This window comes from Bradyrhizobium sp. USDA 4504 (assembly GCF_054063995.1).
Window position 1 is genome coordinate 1,426,881 of the sequence record NZ_JBSSGV010000001.1, and the last position, 19,367, is coordinate 1,446,247.

Annotated in this window: 21 protein-coding genes; 16 read left to right on the forward strand and 5 right to left on the reverse strand. The window is 63.1% G+C overall.

Annotated features, from left to right (window positions below; translation table 11 throughout):
* Positions 1–18 precede the first annotated feature (18 nt).
* The 7 genes from ACVMB1_RS06140 to ACVMB1_RS06170 all read left to right on the forward strand — a co-directional run bounded on the left by ACVMB1_RS06140 (position 19) and on the right by ACVMB1_RS06170 (position 8,676).
* On the forward strand, positions 19–555 hold the full coding sequence (locus tag ACVMB1_RS06140; RefSeq protein WP_076833185.1) for a YcgN family cysteine cluster protein: 537 nt from the start codon (positions 19–21) through the stop codon (positions 553–555).
* Positions 556–714: 159 nt separating this feature from the next.
* Positions 715–2,310, forward strand: coding sequence for an MDR family MFS transporter (locus tag ACVMB1_RS06145; RefSeq protein WP_456848332.1), 1,596 nt, complete (start codon positions 715–717; stop codon positions 2,308–2,310).
* Between the two features lie 479 nt (positions 2,311–2,789).
* A complete protein-coding gene (locus ACVMB1_RS06150) occupies positions 2,790–4,013 on the forward strand; it encodes an ABC transporter substrate-binding protein (RefSeq protein WP_076833190.1) in 1,224 nt (407 codons plus the stop codon).
* 94 nt (positions 4,014–4,107) lie between these two features.
* Positions 4,108–4,983, forward strand: coding sequence for a branched-chain amino acid ABC transporter permease (locus tag ACVMB1_RS06155; protein WP_076833192.1), 876 nt, complete (start codon positions 4,108–4,110; stop codon positions 4,981–4,983).
* A gap of 1 nt (position 4,984) precedes the next feature.
* Positions 4,985–5,911, forward strand: a complete 927-nt coding sequence (locus ACVMB1_RS06160; RefSeq protein ID WP_076833577.1) for a branched-chain amino acid ABC transporter permease — start codon at positions 4,985–4,987, stop codon at positions 5,909–5,911.
* The gene (locus tag ACVMB1_RS06165; RefSeq protein WP_028331621.1) at positions 5,912–7,390 is read left to right on the forward strand and encodes an ATP-binding cassette domain-containing protein; all 1,479 of its coding nucleotides are present in this window, start codon (positions 5,912–5,914) and stop codon (positions 7,388–7,390) included.
* Positions 7,391–7,431: 41 nt separating this feature from the next.
* Positions 7,432–8,676 carry an ABC transporter substrate-binding protein gene (locus tag ACVMB1_RS06170; protein WP_057020203.1) on the forward strand — a complete coding sequence of 415 codons (1,245 nt, stop codon included), beginning with the start codon at positions 7,432–7,434 and terminating at the stop codon, positions 8,674–8,676.
* A 178-nt stretch (positions 8,677–8,854) separates the two neighbouring features.
* On the opposite strand, the gene ACVMB1_RS06175 is transcribed toward ACVMB1_RS06170, so the two are convergent.
* The gene (locus ACVMB1_RS06175) at positions 8,855–10,069 is read right to left on the reverse strand and encodes an NAD(P)/FAD-dependent oxidoreductase (RefSeq protein ID WP_310885000.1); all 1,215 of its coding nucleotides are present in this window, start codon (positions 10,067–10,069) and stop codon (positions 8,855–8,857) included.
* Positions 10,070–10,152: 83 nt separating this feature from the next.
* Entirely contained in the window at positions 10,153–11,787 is a 1,635-nt protein-coding gene (locus ACVMB1_RS06180) for a thiamine pyrophosphate-requiring protein (RefSeq protein WP_283062661.1), read from the reverse strand.
* 424 nt (positions 11,788–12,211) lie between these two features.
* Between ACVMB1_RS06180 and ACVMB1_RS06185 the strand changes: the two genes are divergently transcribed.
* Entirely contained in the window at positions 12,212–12,376 is a 165-nt protein-coding gene (locus ACVMB1_RS06185; RefSeq protein WP_016841801.1) for a Flp family type IVb pilin, read from the forward strand.
* Between the two features lie 30 nt (positions 12,377–12,406).
* Here ACVMB1_RS06185 and ACVMB1_RS06190 read toward each other — a convergent pair whose 3' ends face one another.
* Both ACVMB1_RS06190 and ku read right to left on the reverse strand, forming a co-directional pair.
* Positions 12,407–12,634, reverse strand: coding sequence for a hypothetical protein (locus ACVMB1_RS06190; RefSeq protein ID WP_076833200.1), 228 nt, complete (start codon positions 12,632–12,634; stop codon positions 12,407–12,409).
* Between the two features lie 54 nt (positions 12,635–12,688).
* Positions 12,689–13,666: a non-homologous end joining protein Ku gene (gene ku, locus ACVMB1_RS06195; RefSeq protein WP_057020206.1), complete on the reverse strand. Its 978-nt coding sequence runs from the start codon at positions 13,664–13,666 to the stop codon at positions 12,689–12,691.
* A gap of 264 nt (positions 13,667–13,930) precedes the next feature.
* Here ku and ACVMB1_RS06200 point away from each other — a divergent pair, with 264 nt between their 5' ends.
* The 8 genes from ACVMB1_RS06200 to ACVMB1_RS06235 all read left to right on the forward strand — a co-directional run bounded on the left by ACVMB1_RS06200 (position 13,931) and on the right by ACVMB1_RS06235 (position 18,472).
* The gene (locus tag ACVMB1_RS06200; protein ID WP_016841798.1) at positions 13,931–14,083 is read left to right on the forward strand and encodes a hypothetical protein; all 153 of its coding nucleotides are present in this window, start codon (positions 13,931–13,933) and stop codon (positions 14,081–14,083) included.
* A 415-nt stretch (positions 14,084–14,498) separates the two neighbouring features.
* A complete protein-coding gene (locus tag ACVMB1_RS06205) occupies positions 14,499–14,657 on the forward strand; it encodes a hypothetical protein (RefSeq protein ID WP_168856472.1) in 159 nt (52 codons plus the stop codon).
* A 161-nt stretch (positions 14,658–14,818) separates the two neighbouring features.
* Entirely contained in the window at positions 14,819–15,016 is a 198-nt protein-coding gene (locus tag ACVMB1_RS06210; protein WP_076833203.1) for a hypothetical protein, read from the forward strand.
* Positions 15,017–15,184: 168 nt separating this feature from the next.
* Positions 15,185–15,463 (forward strand): hypothetical protein, encoded by a 279-nt coding sequence (locus tag ACVMB1_RS06215; protein ID WP_057020207.1) that lies wholly within the window; start codon positions 15,185–15,187, stop codon positions 15,461–15,463.
* 55 nt (positions 15,464–15,518) lie between these two features.
* Positions 15,519–15,935 carry a hypothetical protein gene (locus ACVMB1_RS06220; protein WP_057020208.1) on the forward strand — a complete coding sequence of 139 codons (417 nt, stop codon included), beginning with the start codon at positions 15,519–15,521 and terminating at the stop codon, positions 15,933–15,935.
* Between the two features lie 94 nt (positions 15,936–16,029).
* Entirely contained in the window at positions 16,030–17,058 is a 1,029-nt protein-coding gene (locus ACVMB1_RS06225) for an NAD-dependent epimerase (RefSeq protein ID WP_141342556.1), read from the forward strand.
* Positions 17,059–17,239: 181 nt separating this feature from the next.
* Positions 17,240–17,497, forward strand: coding sequence for a hypothetical protein (locus tag ACVMB1_RS06230; protein ID WP_225641843.1), 258 nt, complete (start codon positions 17,240–17,242; stop codon positions 17,495–17,497).
* A 765-nt stretch (positions 17,498–18,262) separates the two neighbouring features.
* Complete coding sequence (locus tag ACVMB1_RS06235; protein ID WP_016841790.1) at positions 18,263–18,472, forward strand: hypothetical protein; 210 nt, start codon at positions 18,263–18,265, stop codon at positions 18,470–18,472.
* A gap of 186 nt (positions 18,473–18,658) precedes the next feature.
* On the opposite strand, the gene ACVMB1_RS06240 is transcribed toward ACVMB1_RS06235, so the two are convergent.
* A complete protein-coding gene (locus ACVMB1_RS06240; protein ID WP_028331611.1) occupies positions 18,659–18,847 on the reverse strand; it encodes a hypothetical protein in 189 nt (62 codons plus the stop codon).
* Between the last annotated feature and the right edge of the window lie 520 nt (positions 18,848–19,367).

Genomic DNA, 19,367 nt, shown 5'->3' on the forward strand with positions numbered 1-19,367 from the left:
CGCCATTTCAGGGATATCATGACCGCATCGCCCAAGCGCCCGTCGGGCCAGGAGGGATTCTTCTGGAAAACCAAGACGTTGGAAGAGATGTCCAACGCCGAATGGGAGAGCCTGTGTGACGGCTGCGCACGGTGCTGCCTGGAGAAGCTCGAGGACGAGGACACCGGCAAGATCTATTTCACCCATATCTCCTGCAAGCTGCTCGATTCCGGCCTCTGCACCTGCAAGGACTACCCGAACCGTTCCGACCAGGTTCCGGATTGCGTCCGCCTGACGCCCGAAAACGTCCGGACGCTGAACTGGCTGCCGCCGAGCTGCGGCTACCGGCTGGTGGCCGAGGGGCGGGACCTCTATTGGTGGCATCCGCTGATCTCGGGCGATCCCAACACCGTCCATGAAGCCGGCGTCTCGGTGCGCGGGCGGGTGGAGGGCACCGAGCTCGATGTCAACGACGCCGATCTCGAGGATCATATCGTGCGATGGCCGGCGCTGCTGCCGAAACGGGCACAATTGAAGAAGCGGCCGAAAACGCTGGGCAAGACGACCAAAGCGTGACGTCGTCGCCGCGTCCGCGATCACGTCACCGCGAGAACATCGCGGCGGGATGCACCCATGCGCTGCGGTGCCTGCCTCAGCATTCAATTGCTGCATAAATTGCGAAGCAGAGAATGATTCCATCGCGGGACGCGCCCGCGCAGCAGCATTACGCCTCAAATGAACAAGTATGAACGGCAGAGCCGGATTCCTGCCGACCAAGCGACATTGCCCGACGACATTGCCGAAGAGCTGTCACGGGTTCCGAGCGAGGTGATCGAACTCAGCGAAGCGCCGCCGCTGGCGCCGCCGGCACCGCTCAATCCGGACGAAGTCCGCACCATCGTCATCAGCCTGATGTTGACGATGTTCTTGGCCGCGCTCGACCAGACCATCGTCGCGACCGCGCTGCCGACGATCGGGCGCCAGTTTCACGACGTCACCAATCTGTCCTGGGTGATCACGGCCTATCTCTTGGCCTCGACGGCGGTGGCGCCGGTGTTCGGCACGCTGAGCGACATCTATGGCCGCCGCGTCATGATTATCACCTCGCTCAGCCTGTTCGTGGTCGGCTCGGTGCTGTGCGCGATCGCGCCCAGCATGACGATGCTGATCGTTGCCCGCGGCCTGCAGGGGCTCGGCGGCGGCGGCATCATGCCGGTGGTCCAGACCGTGATCTCCGACGTGGTGAGCCCGCGCGAGCGCGGCCGCTATCAGGCCTATTTCTCCAGCGTCTGGATGGCCGGCGGCATTCTCGGCCCAGTGGTCGGCGGCGTGTTCGCCGAGCATCTGCACTGGTCGATGATCTTCTGGATCAACCTGCCGCTCGCGGCGGCGGCGCTGGCGCTGCTGCTGCCGAAGATGGGCAAGATCCCGGTGTTCCACCGCAAGCGCAAGGTCGACTGGCTCGGCGGCATCCTGCTGATGGCCTCGGCCGTCGTGTTGATGCTGGTGCTGACCTGGGGCGGCACCCGTCTGTCCTGGCTGTCGCCGACCATCACCGCGATGGTGGGCGCCTCGATCGCGCTCGCCGGCGCCTTCGTCTGGCACGCGCGCCGCGCCGACGAGCCGTTCCTGCCGCTGTCGCTGCTCGGCGGCTCGGTGGTGCCGTTCGCGATGGGGGCGGGCGGCTGTGCGCTCGGCGCCATGGTCGGCCTCACCGTGCATCTGCCGCTCTATTACGAGGTGGTCTATCATCTCACCGCCAGCGAGGCCGGCCTCGCGCTGATCCCGCTCGCGGCGATCTCGACCTTCGGTGCGGCGATCGCCGGCCGGACCATGGCGAAGGCCAAGCACTACAAGCGCGTCGCCATCGTCGGCACCTCGGTGGCCGCGATCTGTGCCGTCGGCATGGCGGTGACGACGCTGCCGCTGTGGGGATTATTGCTGTTGATGAGCGTGTTCGCGCTCGGCCTCGGCACCACATTCCCGATCAGCGTGGTGTCGTTGCAGAACGCGGTGGCGCGGCCGCAGGTCGGTACCGTGACCGGCGCGATGAACTTCTTCCGCGCGATGATGGCCTCCTTCACGGTCGCCGCCTTCACCACCATCCTGCTGATGACGCTGGGGACCGACATCTCGCTCGCCGGCGAGCATCATGCCGCCTCCGCCGGCACCGTCAGCGCGATCCCGATGGCCGACATGATCCATGCGTTCCGCTACGTGTTCGGCGCCGCCGCCGTGCTGCTGACCACCGCCTCGATCTGCATGATCACGATGGAAGAGCGCCCGCTCGCTGGTCCCGCCGCCCACCCGCCGGCGGAGATGGCGGAGTAGAGGCAGTCGACTCATACACCGCTGTCGTCGCCGCGGCGGATGTTGTGAATCGGACTCGTCGTTCCAAATCGCGTAACAATGAGCATCCGTGGTTGTGGGTCCCCGCTTTCGCAGGGACGGCACTGAGCTTGTCGCACGGCCAGCGGGCAACAATCCGCGTTCTCGCGACATGAATTGCCCGAGCCGTGCTTTTCGTTCCGCTCTCTCCGCTTCGCTCGCCCCGCGTAATTTGCGCAGCGGGGAATGACGATCTGAGCGATCGGTGCACCACCACTTTATTCCCCCGCTGCCTCATGTTTGTTCATTTGGTGAGCGCCGACCCACTACTTTAGTCGCCGTCCTTGCATGGCGATCTGCGCGCAGTTTCACTTGCTGCGCATTTTGTCGCGGCTATAGTCGCGCCCCAAGAGCTCGAAGCAGCCGAAGAAAAAGAGGAGAGAAACAGGGTGACAAGAACATTGCGACTCCCCGTGCACGCGATGCAGAAACTTGCAGGAGCGGCCGTGTTGGGCCTGTTGGCTGCGGCGCCGAGCGGAGCGCTGGCTGCCGACACCCTCAAGATCGGCGTGATCGCCGAAGCGCAGGCGATTGCCGGTGCATCGATCCCGCAGGCGGCGCAGCTGGCCGCCGACGAGATCAATGCCAAGGGCGGCATCGACGGCCGCAAGATCGAGATCGTCAGCTACGACAACCACTCGTCCTCGGCGGATTCGGTGCGCGCGTTCCAGCGCGCGGTCAACGAAGACAAGGTCAACGTCGTCATTTCGAGCTACATCAGCGAAGTGGTGCTGGCGCTCGAGCCCTGGGCTTCGCGCCTGAAGACGCCGTTCGTCACGCCCGGCGCCGCCTCCAACGAGATCAGCAAGAGCGTCCACGCCGATTACGAGAAGAACAAGTACACCTTCCACGGCTACCTGACCTCGGCCGCGCTGGCGCTGTCGGTCTGCGACGCCGCCAAGGAGCTGCTGGTCGATCAGAAGCACATGAAGACCGCGGTCATCATGAGCGAGGATGCCGCGTGGACCAAGCCGCTCGATGTCGGCTACGAGGAGTGCCTGCCGAAGATCGGGCTCAAGGTCGTCGACCATATCCGTTTCTCGCCCGACACCACCGACTTCACGCCGATCTTCAACAAGGTCGAAGGCTCCAAGCCCGACGTGATCATCACCGGCATCTCGCATGTCGGCGTGCAGCCGACGGTGCAGTGGAAGAACCAGCAGGTGCCGATCCCGATGTTCGGCATTTCCTCGCAGGCGACCAACGAGACCTTCGGCAAGGACACCAACGATGCGGCGGAAGGCGTGCTGTATCAGGGCGTATCCGGCCCGAACGTCGCGGTGACGCCGAAGTCGGTGCCGTTCGCGGAAGGCTTCAAGAAGCGCTACGGCAACTATCCGTCCTACGCGGGCTACACCGCCTATGACGAGGTCTACTACATCGCCGATGCGGTGAAGCGCGCCGGCTCGGTCGAGGCCGACAAGATGGTCGATGCGCTGGAGAAGACCGACTGGGAAGGCACCATCGGACGCGTCCAGTTCTACGGCAAGGACGATCCGTTCACCCATTCGATCAAATACGGCAAGGGCCTGATCACCGGACTGATGCTGCAGTGGCAGGGCGGTAAGCAGGTCGCGGTCTGGCCGAAGGAGGTCGCCAAAAGCGATCTCAAGTTCCCGAGCTTCATCAAGGTCACCACGAACTGACTGATGATCATGCTCCCGGGCCCCACCCGGGAGCATCCCTGTTCGGTTCTGTGTCCTCCACAACAGGCAGCCCTGCTGCCGCGGCCAATCTGAGATGCTTGCCTTACAAATCCTGATCGATGGCTTTGCCATCAGCGCGCTCTATGCGCTCGGCGCCACCGGTTTCACCCTGATCTTCGGTGTCTCCGGCGTCCTCAATCTCTCCCACGGTGCCATCATGGTGGCCGCGGCGGTCGCGGCCTGGGCCGCGGCCAGCGTGCTGCACCTCGACATCTACACCGGCGCGCTGTTCGGTGTCGGCGTCGCGCTGATCGTGTCGTTCGCGACCTATTTCGCGGTCGTCAAGCCGATCCAGAATTCAACGCGGATCCCCAACGAGGAAAAGGAAATCTTCGTCCTCACCGGCACCCTGCTGTGGGGCATCATGATCCAGGAGCTGATCGCCTATTTCTTCACCAACAACGCCAAGACGGTGCTGCCGATCGTCGAGGGTGTCGTCGATATCTTCGGCAACCGTACACCGCGCAACAATATCTTCACCGCGCTGGTCTGCTGCCTCGTGATCGGCCTGCTGTGGCTCCTGGTGAACCGCACCAGGACCGGCAAGGCGGTACTGGCGGCCTCGATGAACCCGCGCGGCGTCACGCTGCTCGGGCTCGAGCTCACCCAGATCTACATCGTGGTGTGGGGCATCTACGGCATTCTCGCCGGCATCGCCGGCGTGCTGCTCGGCATGTTCCTCGGCGTCAGCTCCTACAGCGTCGGGCCGCTGACCGCGAGCGCGTTCTCGATCGTCGTGCTCGGCGGCCTCGGCAGCGTGTCGGGCTCGCTGATCGCAGCCTTCGTCGTCGGCTATCTCGAGACCATCACGGCCTACATGATCTCGCCAGCCTATCGCACCATTCCGGCGCTGCTGCTTCTGGTGTTCGTGATGTATGTCCGGCCTCAGGGCCTGCTCGGGAGGCGCTGAGATGGCCAGCTTCTTTTCCTCGCGCCTGTTCTTCATTTCGCTGTTCTGCGTGGTGGTCGCCGCGACGCTGCCGTTCTACGTCTCGGGCTACATCCTCGGGCTGCTGACCGTCGCGTTCTATTTCGGCGTGTTCGCGATGGCCTGGGACCTCTTGTTCGGCTTCGCCGGCGAGGTGAATTTCGGCCCGACCTTCCTGATCGGCACCGGCGCCTACACCGCAGGGATCCTCAACAACCAGTTCGGCTGGTCGGTCTATGTCTGTATCCTGCTCGGCGCTCTGGCCTCGGTCGTCGCGGGCTTCGTGCTGGCGCTGCCGGCGCTGCGGGTGAGGGGGCCGTATTTCGGCCTGACCACGCTGGTGGCGGTCTTGATGCTGCAGAACTTCGTCGTGGTGTTCGCAGATCTCACCGGCGGCGAGATCGGGCTCACCATTCCTGACGTCATCACCATCAATGCCGGTGCCAATTACTGGATCGCGCTCGGCTTCATGACCGTGAGCGCGGCCATCCTCTATGGCCTGTCGCAATCGCCGGTCGGTCTCGTGCTGCAGGCGAGCGGGCAGGACCCGGTGCAGGCCGGCGCGCTCGGCTTCAACATCGTCAAGCACAAGCTCGCGGCCTTCATCGTCAGCGCCTTCTTCTCGGGACTGTCGGGCGCGCTGCTCGTGTTCTACTTCGGCACCGCCTCGGTCGGCACCGTGGTCGACGTCGCGGTCGGCGTGAACGTGATCGTTTCCGCCGTGCTCGGCGGACGGCGCACGGTGCTGGGGGCCGCGCTGGGCGCGATCTTCCTGATCGTGGCCGGCGAATTCCTGCGCCCGACCGGCGAGCTTGCGACCTTCATCGTCTCGGCGGTGGCACTGCTCGTCGTCCTGTTCTTCCCCGGCGGTTTCCTCGGAGCGGCCCTGTCACGCGAGGCGCGCTCTTAAATGGATCAGACTGTGACCACAGCAACGCTCACCGTCCGCGGATTGACCAAAAGATTCGGTGGCTTGACCGCCGTGAAGAACCTCTCGTTCGATCTGCATCCCGGCGAGATCCTCGGCCTGATCGGGCCGAACGGCTCGGGCAAGTCGACCGCGATGAAGAGCGTGATGGGCATCGAGCGCCCGACCGCAGGCGAGGTGCTGTTCGAAGGCGAGAACGTCGCCGGGCTGCCTGCGCACAAGATCGCGCGCAAGGGCTTCGGCATGGTGTTCCAGCACTCGCGGCCGCTGAACCGGCAGACCGTGCTGGAGAACATCATGGTCGCGCTGTTGCCCGACAGCCTGTTCATGCTGTTTCCCGACAAGGCGCTGACCGAGCGCGCCAAATGGATCGCCGAGCGTGTTGGCCTCGGGGCGGTGATGGACCGCCGCCCGCCGACGCTGCCGTTCGCCGACCTGCGCCGGCTGGAATTGGCCAAGGCGATCGCGCGTGACCCCAAGGTCGTGCTGGTCGACGAGCCCTTCGCCGGTCTCACCAGCGCCGAGGTCGGCACCTTCTCCGCATTGATCCGCAGCTTCCGCGACGAGGGCCGCGCGGTGATGCTGGTCGATCACAACGTCAAGAGCGTCGCGGCGCTGGTCGACCGCGTGCTCGCGATGTATCTCGGCGAGGAGATCACGACCGGCCGAGCCGAGGACGTGATGAAGAACGAGACCGTGCGGCGGGTCTATCTCGGCGGCGCGATCGAGACCCACGCGCGGCCCGAGACCTCGTTCAAGGATAAGGTGCCGCTGCTGCAGGTCGAGAATGTCAGCGTGCATTACGGCAAGGCGCAGGCGCTGGAGAACGTCTCGATCCACGTCCATGAGGGCGAATTCGTCTCCGTCGTCGGCCTCAACGGCGCCGGCAAGACCACGCTGTTCAACACCATCTCGGGCTTCCTGCCGTATACCGGCGAGATCCTGCGCGGCGGGCAGCCACTGCGCGGCACGGGACCCGCGAAGATCGCTCGCTCCGGCCTCGTGCAATGTCCGGAATCGCGCGAATTGTTCGGCGAGATGACGGTGCGGGAAAATCTCGACCTCGGCGGCCAACATCTCGACGACGCGGCGCGGGCCAAGCAACTCGCCTGGCTGTTCGAGCTGTTCCCGATCCTGAAGGAACGCCAGGGCCAGATGGCGCAGACGCTGTCCGGCGGCGAGCAGCAGATGCTGGCAATCGGCCGCGCGCTGATGATGCAGCCGCAGATCCTGATCCTGGACGAGCCGACGCTGGGGCTTGCTCCTGTTATCCTCGAGCTGCTGTCGAAGGCGCTGGAGAAGCTGCGCCAGACCACCAAGATCACGGTGCTGCTGGGCGAGCAGAACGTGACGTTTGCGCTTCCGCATGCCGACCGCGTCTATGTGCTGGAGCACGCGCGGATCGTCTGGGAGGGCGATCCGGGCCGGTTCGCCGCGGAGGCCGGCAAGGACTTTCTCTGACGTTCGCAGTTTGAAAAGAAGAAAGCAAAACAAAGGAGATCATGATGACGGCATATTCAACCGCGACCCGCGTGAGTCTGTTGGCCTCGGTGCTCGCGCTCTGCCTCGCCGCGCCGGCCTATGCGCAGTCCAAGGACCCGATCAAGATCGGCATCATTGCCGAAGTACAGTCGATCGCGGGTGCGGCGACGCCGGGTGGCGCGCAGATCGCAGCCGACGAGATCAACGCCAAGGGCGGCGTGATGGGCCGCAAGATCGAGATCGTCACCTACGACAACAAGAGCTCGTCGGCGGACTCGGTGCGCGCCTTCCAGCGCGCGGTGAGCGAGGACAAGGTTTCGGCCGTGATCGCGAGCTACATCAGCGAGGTCGTGCTGGCGCTCGAGCCGTGGGCTGCGCGGTTGAAGATGCCGCTGATCACGCCCGGCGCCGCCTCGAACGAGATCACCAAAGCGATCCACAACGACTATGAGAAGAACAAGTACACCTTCCACGGCTACCTGACCTCGGCCGCGCAGGCGCAGCTGGTCTGCGACGCGGCCAAGGAGCTGTTGGTCGACCAGCTCAAGTTCAAGTCGGTCGCGATCATGAGCGAGGACGCGGCCTGGACCAAGCCGCTCGACGTCGGCTACGAGGCCTGCCTGCCGAAAGCGGGCCTGAAGGTGGTCGAGCACATTCGCTTCTCGCCCGACACTACCGACTTCACGCCGATCTTCAACAAGATGGAAGCCGCCAAGCCCGACGTGATCGTCACCGGCATCTCCCATGTCGGCGTGCAGCCGACCGTGCAGTGGAAGAACCAGCAGGTACCGATCCCGATGTTCGGCATCAGCGCGCAGGCGCTGAGCCCGACCTTCTGGGGCGACACCAACGGCGCCGCCGAGGGCGTGCCCTCGCTCGCGGTGGCAACGCCCGATGTTGCGGTAACGCCGAAGACCAAGCCGTTTGCGGCGGCGTTCAAGGCCAAGTTCGGCACGCCGCCGGCCTATACCGGCTACACCGCCTATGACGAGGTCTACATCATCGCCGAGGCGATCCAGCGCGCCGGCTCGACCGATCCGGACAAGATGGTGACCGAGCTCGAGAAGACCGACTTCGAGGGCACGATCGGCAAGATCCAGTTCTACGGCAAGAACGACGAGTTCACCCACGGCATCAAGTCCGGTCCGGGCGCGGTGACCGGCCTCGTGTTCCAGTGGCAGGGCGGCAAGCAGATCACGGTCTGGCCGAAGGCGATCGCCGAGGGCCAGATGAAGTTTCCGAACTTCGTGAAGCTGTCGCAGTAGCAGACGTACTCGCCGTCGTTGCGAGGAGCTCGCGACAAAATTGCGAAGCCATTTTGCGCTGTAGCGACGAAGCAATCCATCTATCCCGGGGTGGATTGCTTCGCGGAGCCTGTCATCCCGCGGCGCTTCGCGCCGACCGGGTGGCTCGCAATGACGATCGGCGAATGTGAGTCCCAAACTACTTGCGCGTCGGCGGCGCCGTCTGGATCGTCGGCGCGGCCGCCGCGAGCAGCGCGGCGCGGTCGCCGTTGCGTGGCGGATAGATGCGCTGCTGGTTGATGGTCTGCTTGGTGAGCTTGGCGGCGGCGCCTGTGGTGTGCACCTCGCGGTCCCAGCCGGTGGTGTAGAGCGCACCCCAGGCGCCGAGATCGAGCACCGTCACATACCAGTCGATATTGAGCTGCAGCAGCTTCTCGCCAAACAGGTCCGCGACCACATTGTGGCCGGCGAAGCGGCCCATCGGCCGCGCGAACTGGCAGGACATCACCGTCGGGTGCTCGCCGTCGATCAGGCAGGCGGCGACGTCGCCGGCGGCGAAGACGTCCGCAAGGCCTTCGACGCGCATGGTGTGGTCGACTTCGATGCGGCCGAGCGCGTCGCGCCTGGCCGGCAGCGAGGCGGCGAGGGGGCTGGCGCGCATGCCGGCGCACCACACCACGGTTTTGGTCGGAATGATCTCGCCGCTATCGAGCGTGATGCTGTCGGCGCCGACGGCACTGACCCGGACGTTCAGCCGCGTCTCGACGCCGAGCGTGGCCAGCGCCTCGTTGATGACCGGGCGGCCATGCGCGCCGAAGGTCGCGCCGACGACGGGATTGGGATCGATCAGGATGACCCGATGATCGCCGGTGATGCCGGCGTGCGCCAGCTTGGCCGGCATCTCGGTCGCGACCTCGATCCCGGTGAACCCTGCGCCGACGACCGCGATGCTCGCGCGTGCCTCTGACGGCGGCTCGTTGCCGAGCGCCGCCAGATGCGCGTCGAGCCGCATCGCTGCCTCATACGTGTCGACATCGAAGCCGTGGGCGGCAAGGCCCGAAATGGCGGGGCGGACCAGCTCACTGCCGGTGGTTAGCACCAGCCGGTCGTAGCTCAGAACCTCCGCGCCCGCGCTGGTCTTGATCGTGACCGCGCGCGTCGCCGGATCGATCGCCGCGACCTCGGCCACCATGTGGCCGACGCCAACCGGATCGAGCAGGTCCTTGAGCGGCAGCGCGACATCGCCGAGATCGACCTCGTAATTGCGCACCCGGATGTTGTGATAGGCGTTGCGATCGACGACCAGGATCTCGGTGTCCGCTGCCCGTGCACCGATCTCGTCGCGCTTGCGGGCTGCGCCGAGCGCGGCCCATAGCCCGGCAAAGCCGGCCCCCAGCACCAGGATGCGCGCCATCTCTCCCTCCGAAGTTGCACCGGAGGGAGCTTGCCTGCGCTGGCGCGGTCAAATCAAGTGGCAGAGCGGCGTGTGAGGTGCCGTCACGTCCCCGGCCGCGACACCTCGGTCTCCTTGCTGGTGATGAATTCCAGCAGCACCGGCACGCCTTCCTTGGTCTTCTGGATGCCGCGCTTGATCGCGGGGATGATGTCCTCGGGCTTGGTCACCCGTTCGCCGTAGCCGCCGAAGGCGCGGGCCATCGCGGCGTAATCGCCGGAGATGTCGGTCGAGCGGTATTTCTCGGTCGAGATCGGCATCACCTTCAATTCGATCGCCATCGAGAAATTGTTGAGCAGGATCGACATGATCGGAATCCGCTCGCGCACCGCGGTCTCGAAGTCCATCCCCGTGAAGCCGATCGCGGCGTCGCCCCAGACATTGATGCAGAGCTTGTCCGGCTTGGCGAGCTTGGCGCCCATCGCGAGACCAAGGCCGTAGCCGAGCTGCGTGGTCTTGCCCCAGCCGATATAGGACAGCGGCTCGACGGACTTCCAGAACGGCGAAAGCTGGTCGCGCGGGCTACCGGCGTCGTGGGTGATGACGGTGTTGTGGATGTCGACGGTGTGCTGCAGGTCCCACAGCACGCGGTAGGGATTGAGCGGCGCGTCGTTGTGCGTCAGCTTCGGCATCCACTTGGCGAGCCACTCCTTGTGGGAGGCGGCGATCTCCTCGGCGACCGCGCTTGCGTTGCGGTCCGAGGTCACGGTCTTGCCGATCTCCTCCAGCAGCGCGTCAAGCACCAGGCCGGCGTCGCCGACGAGGCCGACCTTGGCCTCGACATCCTTGTTGATGTGGTTCGGATCGAGCGTCGAATGGATGATGGTCTTGCCCTTCGGCATCGCGATGCCGAATGACGTCTCGGTGAAGGAGCAGCCGATGCCGAAGATCACGTCGGCTTCGGAAAGAAATTTCGGCACCGCGCGCGGCACCGCGAGGCCGCCGGAGCCGAGCGAGAGCGGGTGCGTCTCGGGGAAGGACGACTTGCCGCCGAGGCTGGTGGTGACCGGGATCGCGAGCCGTTCGGCGAGGCGCTTCAGCTGCGGCCAGGCCTTTGCATAGTGCACGCCCTGGCCGGCATAGATCACCGGACGCTTGGCGCCAACGAGCAGGGCGGCCGCTTCCTTCACATGGACGGGGTCGGCGCCGTAGCGGGTGCGCAGCACCGGGGTGTAGTTCAAGGGCTCCGGCACCTCCTCGTTCCACATGTCGGCGGGGATTTCGACGATGACCGGCCCGCCGCGGCCGTTCTTCAATTTTGTAAACGCCCGCCGAAAGATGTTGCAGACCTCGGCTGCGATGTTGATCGGCTCCGACGATTTTGAAAACGCCTTCATCGCCTGGCTGGAATTGAAGTTCGGGTCGATATTCGCCAGCCGACGCGCATAGCCCATCGGCAGCACCAGGACGGGCACGGATTCGCCGTAGCACTGCGCGACGCCGCCCATCGCGTTCTCCGCGCCGGGGCCGTGCTGCATGCAGAAGGCGCCGATCTTCTCGCCCGAGGTGACGCGGGAGATCGCGTCCGCCATGTGCACGCCGATGCGCTCCTGGCGCACCATCACCGGGCGGATGTCGGCATTGGCGGCGTATTCGATCAGGTGGTTGACCGGGTAGCCCGTGAGGATCTCGATCCCCTCGCGCTTCATGATTTCCGCGATCGCGGTGCCGAGCTTCATGACGGTCACTCCCTTTGCATGCGGCCGGTTCGTTCCGGCCTCGTTGTCGCCTGTCCGATAAAGGAACAGGATTCCGCGGCACCGGTAAAGCGCGGCCGGGGCCGGATCAGGTAGTTCTGATATGCGTTTACGACTGGAGCTGTTTCCGCTCAGACAGGATCAGAACGGAGCTCTAGATACTTGTTTTGACGCGTTTTCTTTGCGCGAGCCGGTGTCCACTTCGCTGGAAAGCGCTCCGGCCGCGGCCAAGTGCCTCGCCCGGCGGCAACCCGATGCAGGCAGAACTAGCACGGAAATTCGCTGCAACTTTTAAGCGACCGTTCATCCTTTCCCTCAATGGGCCGTCAACCAATGTGGCCTAGTTTGGCCGGCATATTACTACGGCGCGGGAGAAAAAGCCGCGAGCGTCGGACAGGAGCTTTTCATGCGCGCGTTGATGGCAAGGTTTCTGCGTGATGAGGTCGGGGCGACGGCCATTGAATACGCCATCATCGCCGGAGGCATCAGCATCGTGATCGTCGCCGGCGTCAGGGGCATCGGCACCAGCGTGAGCGGCCAATTCAATGCCGTCAGCTCGGCATTCAAGTAAGCCCTGCCGGCAGCTCGGCATTTTCCGGATTCAGTCGTCCCCGTTCAACGCGCGCAGCATCGCGATGCGCGCGAACATCAACCAGCCGGCGCCTTGTTCCGCCGCATTGATCAGATGCTCGACCGCGATCTGCCAGCGCGTTTCCTGCTGGGTGTCTTCCGATAGCTTCATGATGTAGTCGGCGGCGTGCTGCAGCGTCACCAGTGTGCCGCCGTGATGCAGCGCGATCGGTTCGTCAAACGGCGTCGACCAGGGCATCTCGACCGGAACATCTCAGGCGCTGTGGACCGGGCTCATCTTGCGGTCGCTGCGCTAGCCTGCCTTCTTGCGCGCCGCGGTGCCCTGGGCGCGCGTTGTCTTCTCGGCCTTCTTCGGCTCGGGTTTGGCGGCCTCCTTGGGCTCGCGCTTGCCGCTGCCCGAGATCGGCAGCAGCATTTCGCGCTGGCCCTCGATGCGCTTCTTCGGCTTCTTGCCCTTCGCGGCCTTTGCCTCGGCCTTGGCGGGCGCGGCCTGCTTCTCGTTGGCAAGGCTCTTCTTCAGCGCGTCCATCAGGTTGATGACGTTGCCGCTGGTCTTCGCCGCGGGCTTGGCGACCTTGATGCCGTTGCGCTTCTGGTTGATCAGGTCGATCAGCGCCTGCTCGTAGCGGTCCTCGAACTCCTCCGGATCGAAGTCGGCGGACTTCTGCTCGACGATGTGCCTGGCGAGATCGAGCATGTCCTTGGTGATCTTCACATCCTGGATGTCGTCGAAATACTCCTTCTCGCTGCGCACTTCATACGGGTAGCGCAACAGTGTGCCCATCAGCCCGTTGTCGAGCGGCTCGAGCGCGATGATGTGCTCGCGATTGGTCAACACCACGCGGCCGATCGCGACCTTGTTCAGGCTGCGGATGGTCTCGCGGATCACCGCAAAGGCGTCGTGGCCGACCTTGCCGTCGGGAACGAGGTAGTAGGGGCGGATCAGATAGCGGCTGTCGATCTCGCTGCGCGGCACGAATTCGTCGATCTCGATGGTGCGGGTCGAATCCAGCGCGATGTCGTCGAGCTCTTCCTTGGTGACCTCGATATAGGTGTCGGTGTCGACCTTGTAGCCCTTCATGATGTCTTCGGTGGAGACTTCCTCGCCGGTCTCCGCGTCGACCTTGGCGTATTTGATCCGGTGGCCGGTCTTACGGTTGATCTGGTTGAAGGAGACCTTTTCGGTATCCGATGTCGCCGGGTACAGGGCAACCGGGCAAGTCACGAGCGAAAGGCGCAAAAAGCCCTTCCAATTGGCGCGAGGGGCCATGGGGAAACTCCAGGGAAACTCCGATTACGCAACCGACGGAACGGTCAAGGATAACACCGGGAACCCCAGTTTGAAACAACACGGCCCGGTGAATCTCGCAACGGCGTTAACCGTGTCCTCGCGCTGCGCCCGTTTGACGCGGCGGGCGGGACTGCCGTCGGCCCAGCCGTCAACGCTCTCGGAACATCGCTCCCGATCACGCGTTGGCTGTCGAAGGGGCGCGGCAAACGCCGGAATTACAGGCACTTAAGCAAAGAGGTTGCCATGGCAACGGAACGACACGGCCAAATCGTCGAAACCCCGACCGAGGCGCGGCAGGCCGAGCCTGGACCTTCGGTTCTCGCGCTGCTCACGGCCTCGACAGGGCTGGCCGTCCTGATCCTCGGCATTGTCTGGTTCGCCTTTTTCCGCGTGTGAGGCGATTATCATTGGTTGACCGCGTGCGAGGACTTGATTGTTAAACTGAGAGGCAGGGCGAAGCGGGCAGATTGCTCCCGGGAAGAATCCGTTCGGTCGCGCCGGCCTCCGGCGCGCGGCTATCCTGCATGCCGGCCACATCGCCTGGTCAAGCTGCACGACCGTCTTGATCGACGTATGTGACGTCGATCGGGCGAGGATCCGAAGGGAAATTCCGGCGCGCGGGCCGCCGCGATCGCCGACGTAAAATTCCTGATCGTGTCGAACGGAATTTCCACTGCGCGATGGCGTGCGGCCTGGCGGCGTTTTGCAGCAGTGATCTGTGATGCGCGATGCGAATGGCTGCTGCGACGCGTCACGAGATCATCGAAATTGACTGCTAGCTGATTTGAATCAGTTACGCCTTGAGCCTGAGATGTTCTATTCGCAAGAAGAAAAAAACTCGTTGCTGGCGCGCTTCAAGGAGAAAAGCGTTTCAGGTGTCTTCGTCGGACTGACGGTGCTGGCGATGGCGGGGTGGATTTATCTTCTCAGCTCGATGTTCCTGAAATTCATGCTCTGGTGGTTCTCCTGAGACGTTCTCTCGCGAGAACAATTATTGTCGACGCCTGATCATTGATGCGTCGTTCGATTGCACAAAAATTCCAGCGGCTGAACAATCTTTCGGCGCGTCCAATCATGATGTCGTCACAACTTCGAATGTTAATAACATCGGGGCGAACGTGGACGGTTGTGATGGTTTCTCCTGCTCTGATTCTCGCGGCGGTGTTCGTCGCAGGCTTCTTCTCCGGTTTCGCCGCGCGCTCGTGGCGGTCGCACAAGCGCCGCGCGCAATATCGGATCTATGCACCGTATGTGGCGCCATCAGCCGCGAAATCGGCGAGGCGGGAACAGCCGGTCAGTGCGTTCGGCCACATGCGTCGCGCGTTCTAGCGGAGTAGTTCGATCGAGGTAGCGCGACGGTGTGCGGTGAGTTGGGGTTGGCTGGCAACATGCAATCGGTCATCATGTCGGCGTCCGTTGGGCAGGCGGGTTGGTTGCATGCCAGCGTGCCCCTGATCTCGTCGCCAGCCCCGCGGATCGCAAGGGAACTTTCACGTCATGAGTGATCTCAGGGGGCATTCGCCAAGGCGGTATGTCGTCGATGTCAGTGGCAAGCGTGTGCTGGTCGGGCTGACGCTTGAGGAGACGTCGGAGTTCGAGGACCTGGACTCCTCGCTGCCGGGACTGGCGGACGGGCACGATAACGGGACGGGCCTGGTGCCGTCAGCCGGTGAGGGACGGTGGCTCGAGCTCTATGACAAGCACGACAAGGCCTGGATCAAGTGGAAAGCCGACCTGAGGGCCGGGCACGAGGGCAATTCACCCTTTTTTAACTAAGACCGGGCGATTTTGACCTGTGCTGCCTCAATGGGCCCGAGCCGGATACTGACAGATGTTTCAGCTGTTTTTGCGGTCTCGCGCGCAGGACCTGATCAAATCGCGGCGCGGCGAGGAAGGTTTCAAGGCACGCTCGGCCGAGCGCGATGCCGAGACCGATCGCGCCCGGATCGGATCGATCATGGCCGCGATCGAGGCCGCGTTGCAGGCGGCCGAAAGCGAGCAATCCGGTCTTGGCCGCCGCGTCGATGATGTTCTGGCCCGTGCCGCGGTGACTCTCGGCAACGGCACTGACGAATATCTGGAACGCGAGGCGCTTGACAACTATCATCAAGACCTGTTTGACGCCGAGATCTCCAACGGCCAGCGCCGGCTGAAGGAATTGGCGACCGAGATTGCGCACTTCAAGTTCATGAAGGCCGCGGTCCTGAGCCGCTTTCCAGACTACAAGCCTCCGGCCGCCAGCAACTGACGCCTGGCGGCGCGCAACGCGAAGACAGCTGCGGCTGCCGCGTGTAACGGCTTATTCGAATGGTCCGGCGCAAGGCGAAAGGCACGGGCAAGACGTGGTGATCGCAGGCAATCTACTCGTCACGGGCTGCGCCGGCTTCATCGGCTTCCATCTGGCGGAGCATCTGCTGCGGGCAGGGCAGCCGGTCATCGGCCTCGACAATCTGAACGACTATTACGACCCGGCGCTCAAGCGCGCGCGCCTCGATCTGCTCAAGCAGCACCGTGGCTTCACCTTCGTGGAGCTCGACCTCGCCGACCGAGCCGGCATGAAGGCGCTGTTCGAGCGTTATCGCTTCGAGGTCGTGGTGCATCTCGCCGCGCAGGCCGGCGTGCGCTATTCCCTGCAGAACCCCCACGCCTATGCGGATTCCAATCTGGAGGGCTTCCTCAACGTCCTCGAGGGCTGCCGACACACCGCGTGCAAGCACCTGTTGTTTGCGTCCTCATCGTCGGTCTATGGCGCCAACACCAAATTGCCGTTTTCGGTCCACGACAATGTCGACCATCCGGTCAGCCTGTACGCCGCGACCAAGAAGGCCAACGAGTTGATCGCCCATTCCTATAGCCATCTGTATCGCGTACCGGCAACCGGGCTGCGGTTTTTCACCGTGTATGGGACGTGGTATCGGCCGGACATGGCGCTCTATGCGTTCGCCGACGCGATCACCAAGGGCAAGCCGATCCAGCTGTTCAACAACGGCAACATGCGGCGCGACTTCACCTATGTCGACGACGTGGTTGAGGCGATGGTGCGGTTGATCGGCCGCGCGCCGGAAGGCGACGTCAACTGGTCGGGAGCGCATCCCGATCCGGGCTCGAGCCGGGCGCCGTGGCGGGTCTACAATATCGGCAACAGCAGGCCGGAAGAACTGATGCATGTGGTGGCGCTGCTCGAGCAGGGCTTGGGGCGGCAGGCCGAAAAGCAGTTGATGCCGATGCAACCGGGAGATGTACTGGAGACGTCGGCCGACGTCTCCGACCTGGAGCGTGAAATCGGCTTCCGCCCGCAGACGCGGATCGAGGATGGCATTGCCAGGTTTGTCGCCTGGTATCGGGCCTATCACGACGTCGATCGGACCTAGGCGCCGCGAGAAGCGTCGTCGTGTTTCAGCTCGCAGTCAGAGCTTGATCTTCGCGCAAACGCGATCCGCGTTTTGTTGCGACGGAAGACCGCTTCGCACTTCTCCGGATCATGCTTTAGTGCGCTCATTGCGAGTCCGGGCTCGAGAAAAAAACTGATTCAGTTTGGAACGGAGTGTGGCAATGCGAGTTATCTCGGGTTTTGCGATCGCCTCAGCCGTGATCATGATCTCCAGCGCAATGGTTCCCGCGCATGCGATCGACGTGCAGGTGGCGCGCGCCTGCGATGCCTTGGTCGCGAAGGCATTTCCGCCGCTACAGCCCGGCAATCCCGCTTCCGGGAGCGCGCGGGGAGGCGCCAAAGCCCAGCGGGACTATTTCAACAAGTGCGTCGCCAATGGTGGCAAGATGGACGACGATACGCCTCCTAAATCGAAATAGCGCGCGATCGCGACGCGGGGCGAATTAGCGATGCTTATGGCGAATCTTCGCTGTCGCTGCTGTTCGTGGGGACTGTGCAAGCGTGCGAATGCAGCGACAGGCGCGCGAAAGGCGTTCACTCCCACTGTTCAAGCCGGACGCTTCGGTCCCGCTCATTTTAATTAGAATAGCGTTAGCGCGGTTGGGTCCGGCGGAGGCGAAATCGCGTTGGTCCGATGTTCAGCGTTGAATTCATTTCGCTGGATTGCTCGAGCGCTTCAGGACACCGTCAGCCGCTTCAATATTCGCAACCGGTCGAAACACTCTGCGATCCTTGATGGACGTGGCAGCAGCAGATTTTGCGTCTACGGAGCAGCTTTGGTGGAATATCTTGTGTGCACCTGAGCGCGTCCCTTGAAGCGCGATCGCTGTAACACGGCGACATTGTGATAGCCGGACAATGCACGTTCGGTTGAACGACTTGGCAGCCATCAATGATCACCAAGCAATATCATGCGCTTGGTAGAGCTTCCGACCCACATTGAGCCGCGTTGTCCAGCCGCGCGCCTCATAGCTGCCGCTGCCAACTCATCTGTACGACACATCAAAGGCCGCCGATCGGGCGCTTCGCGATCAGGTTGTGGAACCTGATTGAGAAAATTTAACTCGGAGCCATGTTGGTCGCAAACCTGCCCCATTAACCGCCTTCCATGTGCGCGGAATAACCCTGTCATCGAAACTTCAATCACATCGCTCATACCCTTAACCGCAGAGCGAGGGCGCGCCATGAAGCAGCACAAAGTTCAACATTTGCATCAGCCGATCGAAGAGGCGTTGCTCGCGACCAATCAATCGCTGCGCAACGAAGTCGTTGCGCTGATGCTTGATATCGCTGAGTTACGTGAAATCCAGGAACGCCCGGGCTCGTCGCGTTCGTTCGGCATGTCTCGAGAGCAGAACACTCCGCGCGTCGCGCTGCGCCGGGTTCACAGCTGAAGTCCGTCAGCCTCTTTCTCATCGGCAGAATATGCGGCCACATCCTCGCCAATCCGGCGAGCATGCTCGCGCGCCTGCAGTTGCGGACATTTCAATTCTAAATTGAATGATGCGCTGGCCCGATGCTCGTTTAGGCGAGCTGGCGGACGTTGCTGCGGATAATCGCGGTCGTGAGGGTGGGGGCGGTCAGTGCTCCAGCGGCACGGACTTGCGTGCCCCGACATCGGACAGACGCTCGCGCAGGATCCAATTCTGCAAGACCAGTTCGACCGCGGTATGCCGGAGCTCGCAATTCTCCGCGACGAGGCGTTCCAGGATGTCGGCCGCCTCGCTTGACGCGGGTTGGTTCCCCTCGAAGACCTTGAGACGCGCCATGGTGTCGATCCTCGCAAAAATGTTGATCAGAGGCTGGCTCTGACAAGCGTCAGCACAGAATGGTTCGCGGATTATCGGGCGGACGTGGTTCCGCCTGATGGCCTCGGGTGGGAAAGCGCTTAATTGATAATTCGTGGATCGAGATATGAGCGTTAGGTTTCGTGAAAATAATCCTCAAATATGTTGAAACCCTCGTGACACCTAACATCCTAGTAACTACTGCTGGGCGTGTATGCCCGCAAGCGGCCGGACGCGAAACTCGCGGGATTAATTTGTTAGAAATTTGTGAAAGTTGCGCTTGACCGGTGGGGCGATTATCGCGGCGAGGCATGGCGCACTCACAATCTGTCGAGAGACCGATTGAATATTCTCATTTGCTTCCCGTTTGAGAATGCAAACAGTGCGCCAGTTATCCCGATCAAACTCTCATACACAGAAAGTCGTATAACTTTTTTTATCGGGCCCTTTCAGCGGAGGAATATTCCCCGTATATTCCGCTCAATACCTTGCAGCTTCGGCG

What these genes read in the sequence shown, in the direction of transcription:
- ACVMB1_RS06215 (WP_057020207.1), top strand. Translation starts at nt 15,185, where the DNA reads ATGAGTGATCTCAGGGGGCATTCGCCAAGGCGGTATGTCGTCGATGTC.
- ACVMB1_RS06170 (WP_057020203.1), top strand. Translation starts at nt 7,432, where the DNA reads ATGATGACGGCATATTCAACCGCGACCCGCGTGAGTCTGTTGGCCTCG.
- ACVMB1_RS06210 (WP_076833203.1), top strand. Translation starts at nt 14,819, where the DNA reads ATGGTTTCTCCTGCTCTGATTCTCGCGGCGGTGTTCGTCGCAGGCTTC.
- ACVMB1_RS06165 (WP_028331621.1), top strand. Translation starts at nt 5,912, where the DNA reads ATGGATCAGACTGTGACCACAGCAACGCTCACCGTCCGCGGATTGACC.
- ACVMB1_RS06220 (WP_057020208.1), top strand. Translation starts at nt 15,519, where the DNA reads ATGTTTCAGCTGTTTTTGCGGTCTCGCGCGCAGGACCTGATCAAATCG.
- ACVMB1_RS06200 (WP_016841798.1), top strand. Translation starts at nt 13,931, where the DNA reads ATGGCAACGGAACGACACGGCCAAATCGTCGAAACCCCGACCGAGGCG.
- ACVMB1_RS06160 (WP_076833577.1), top strand. Translation starts at nt 4,985, where the DNA reads ATGGCCAGCTTCTTTTCCTCGCGCCTGTTCTTCATTTCGCTGTTCTGC.
- ACVMB1_RS06175 (WP_310885000.1), bottom strand. Translation starts at nt 10,069, where the DNA reads ATGGCGCGCATCCTGGTGCTGGGGGCCGGCTTTGCCGGGCTATGGGCC.
- ACVMB1_RS06235 (WP_016841790.1), top strand. Translation starts at nt 18,263, where the DNA reads ATGAAGCAGCACAAAGTTCAACATTTGCATCAGCCGATCGAAGAGGCG.
- ACVMB1_RS06205 (WP_168856472.1), top strand. Translation starts at nt 14,499, where the DNA reads ATGTTCTATTCGCAAGAAGAAAAAAACTCGTTGCTGGCGCGCTTCAAG.
- ACVMB1_RS06185 (WP_016841801.1), top strand. Translation starts at nt 12,212, where the DNA reads ATGCGCGCGTTGATGGCAAGGTTTCTGCGTGATGAGGTCGGGGCGACG.
- ku (WP_057020206.1), bottom strand. Translation starts at nt 13,666, where the DNA reads ATGGCCCCTCGCGCCAATTGGAAGGGCTTTTTGCGCCTTTCGCTCGTG.
- ACVMB1_RS06190 (WP_076833200.1), bottom strand. Translation starts at nt 12,634, where the DNA reads ATGCCCTGGTCGACGCCGTTTGACGAACCGATCGCGCTGCATCACGGC.
- ACVMB1_RS06140 (WP_076833185.1), top strand. Translation starts at nt 19, where the DNA reads ATGACCGCATCGCCCAAGCGCCCGTCGGGCCAGGAGGGATTCTTCTGG.
- ACVMB1_RS06230 (WP_225641843.1), top strand. Translation starts at nt 17,240, where the DNA reads ATGCGAGTTATCTCGGGTTTTGCGATCGCCTCAGCCGTGATCATGATC.
- ACVMB1_RS06145 (WP_456848332.1), top strand. Translation starts at nt 715, where the DNA reads ATGAACAAGTATGAACGGCAGAGCCGGATTCCTGCCGACCAAGCGACA.
- ACVMB1_RS06180 (WP_283062661.1), bottom strand. Translation starts at nt 11,787, where the DNA reads ATGAAGCTCGGCACCGCGATCGCGGAAATCATGAAGCGCGAGGGGATC.
- ACVMB1_RS06155 (WP_076833192.1), top strand. Translation starts at nt 4,108, where the DNA reads ATGCTTGCCTTACAAATCCTGATCGATGGCTTTGCCATCAGCGCGCTC.
- ACVMB1_RS06150 (WP_076833190.1), top strand. Translation starts at nt 2,790, where the DNA reads ATGCAGAAACTTGCAGGAGCGGCCGTGTTGGGCCTGTTGGCTGCGGCG.
- ACVMB1_RS06240 (WP_028331611.1), bottom strand. Translation starts at nt 18,847, where the DNA reads ATGGCGCGTCTCAAGGTCTTCGAGGGGAACCAACCCGCGTCAAGCGAG.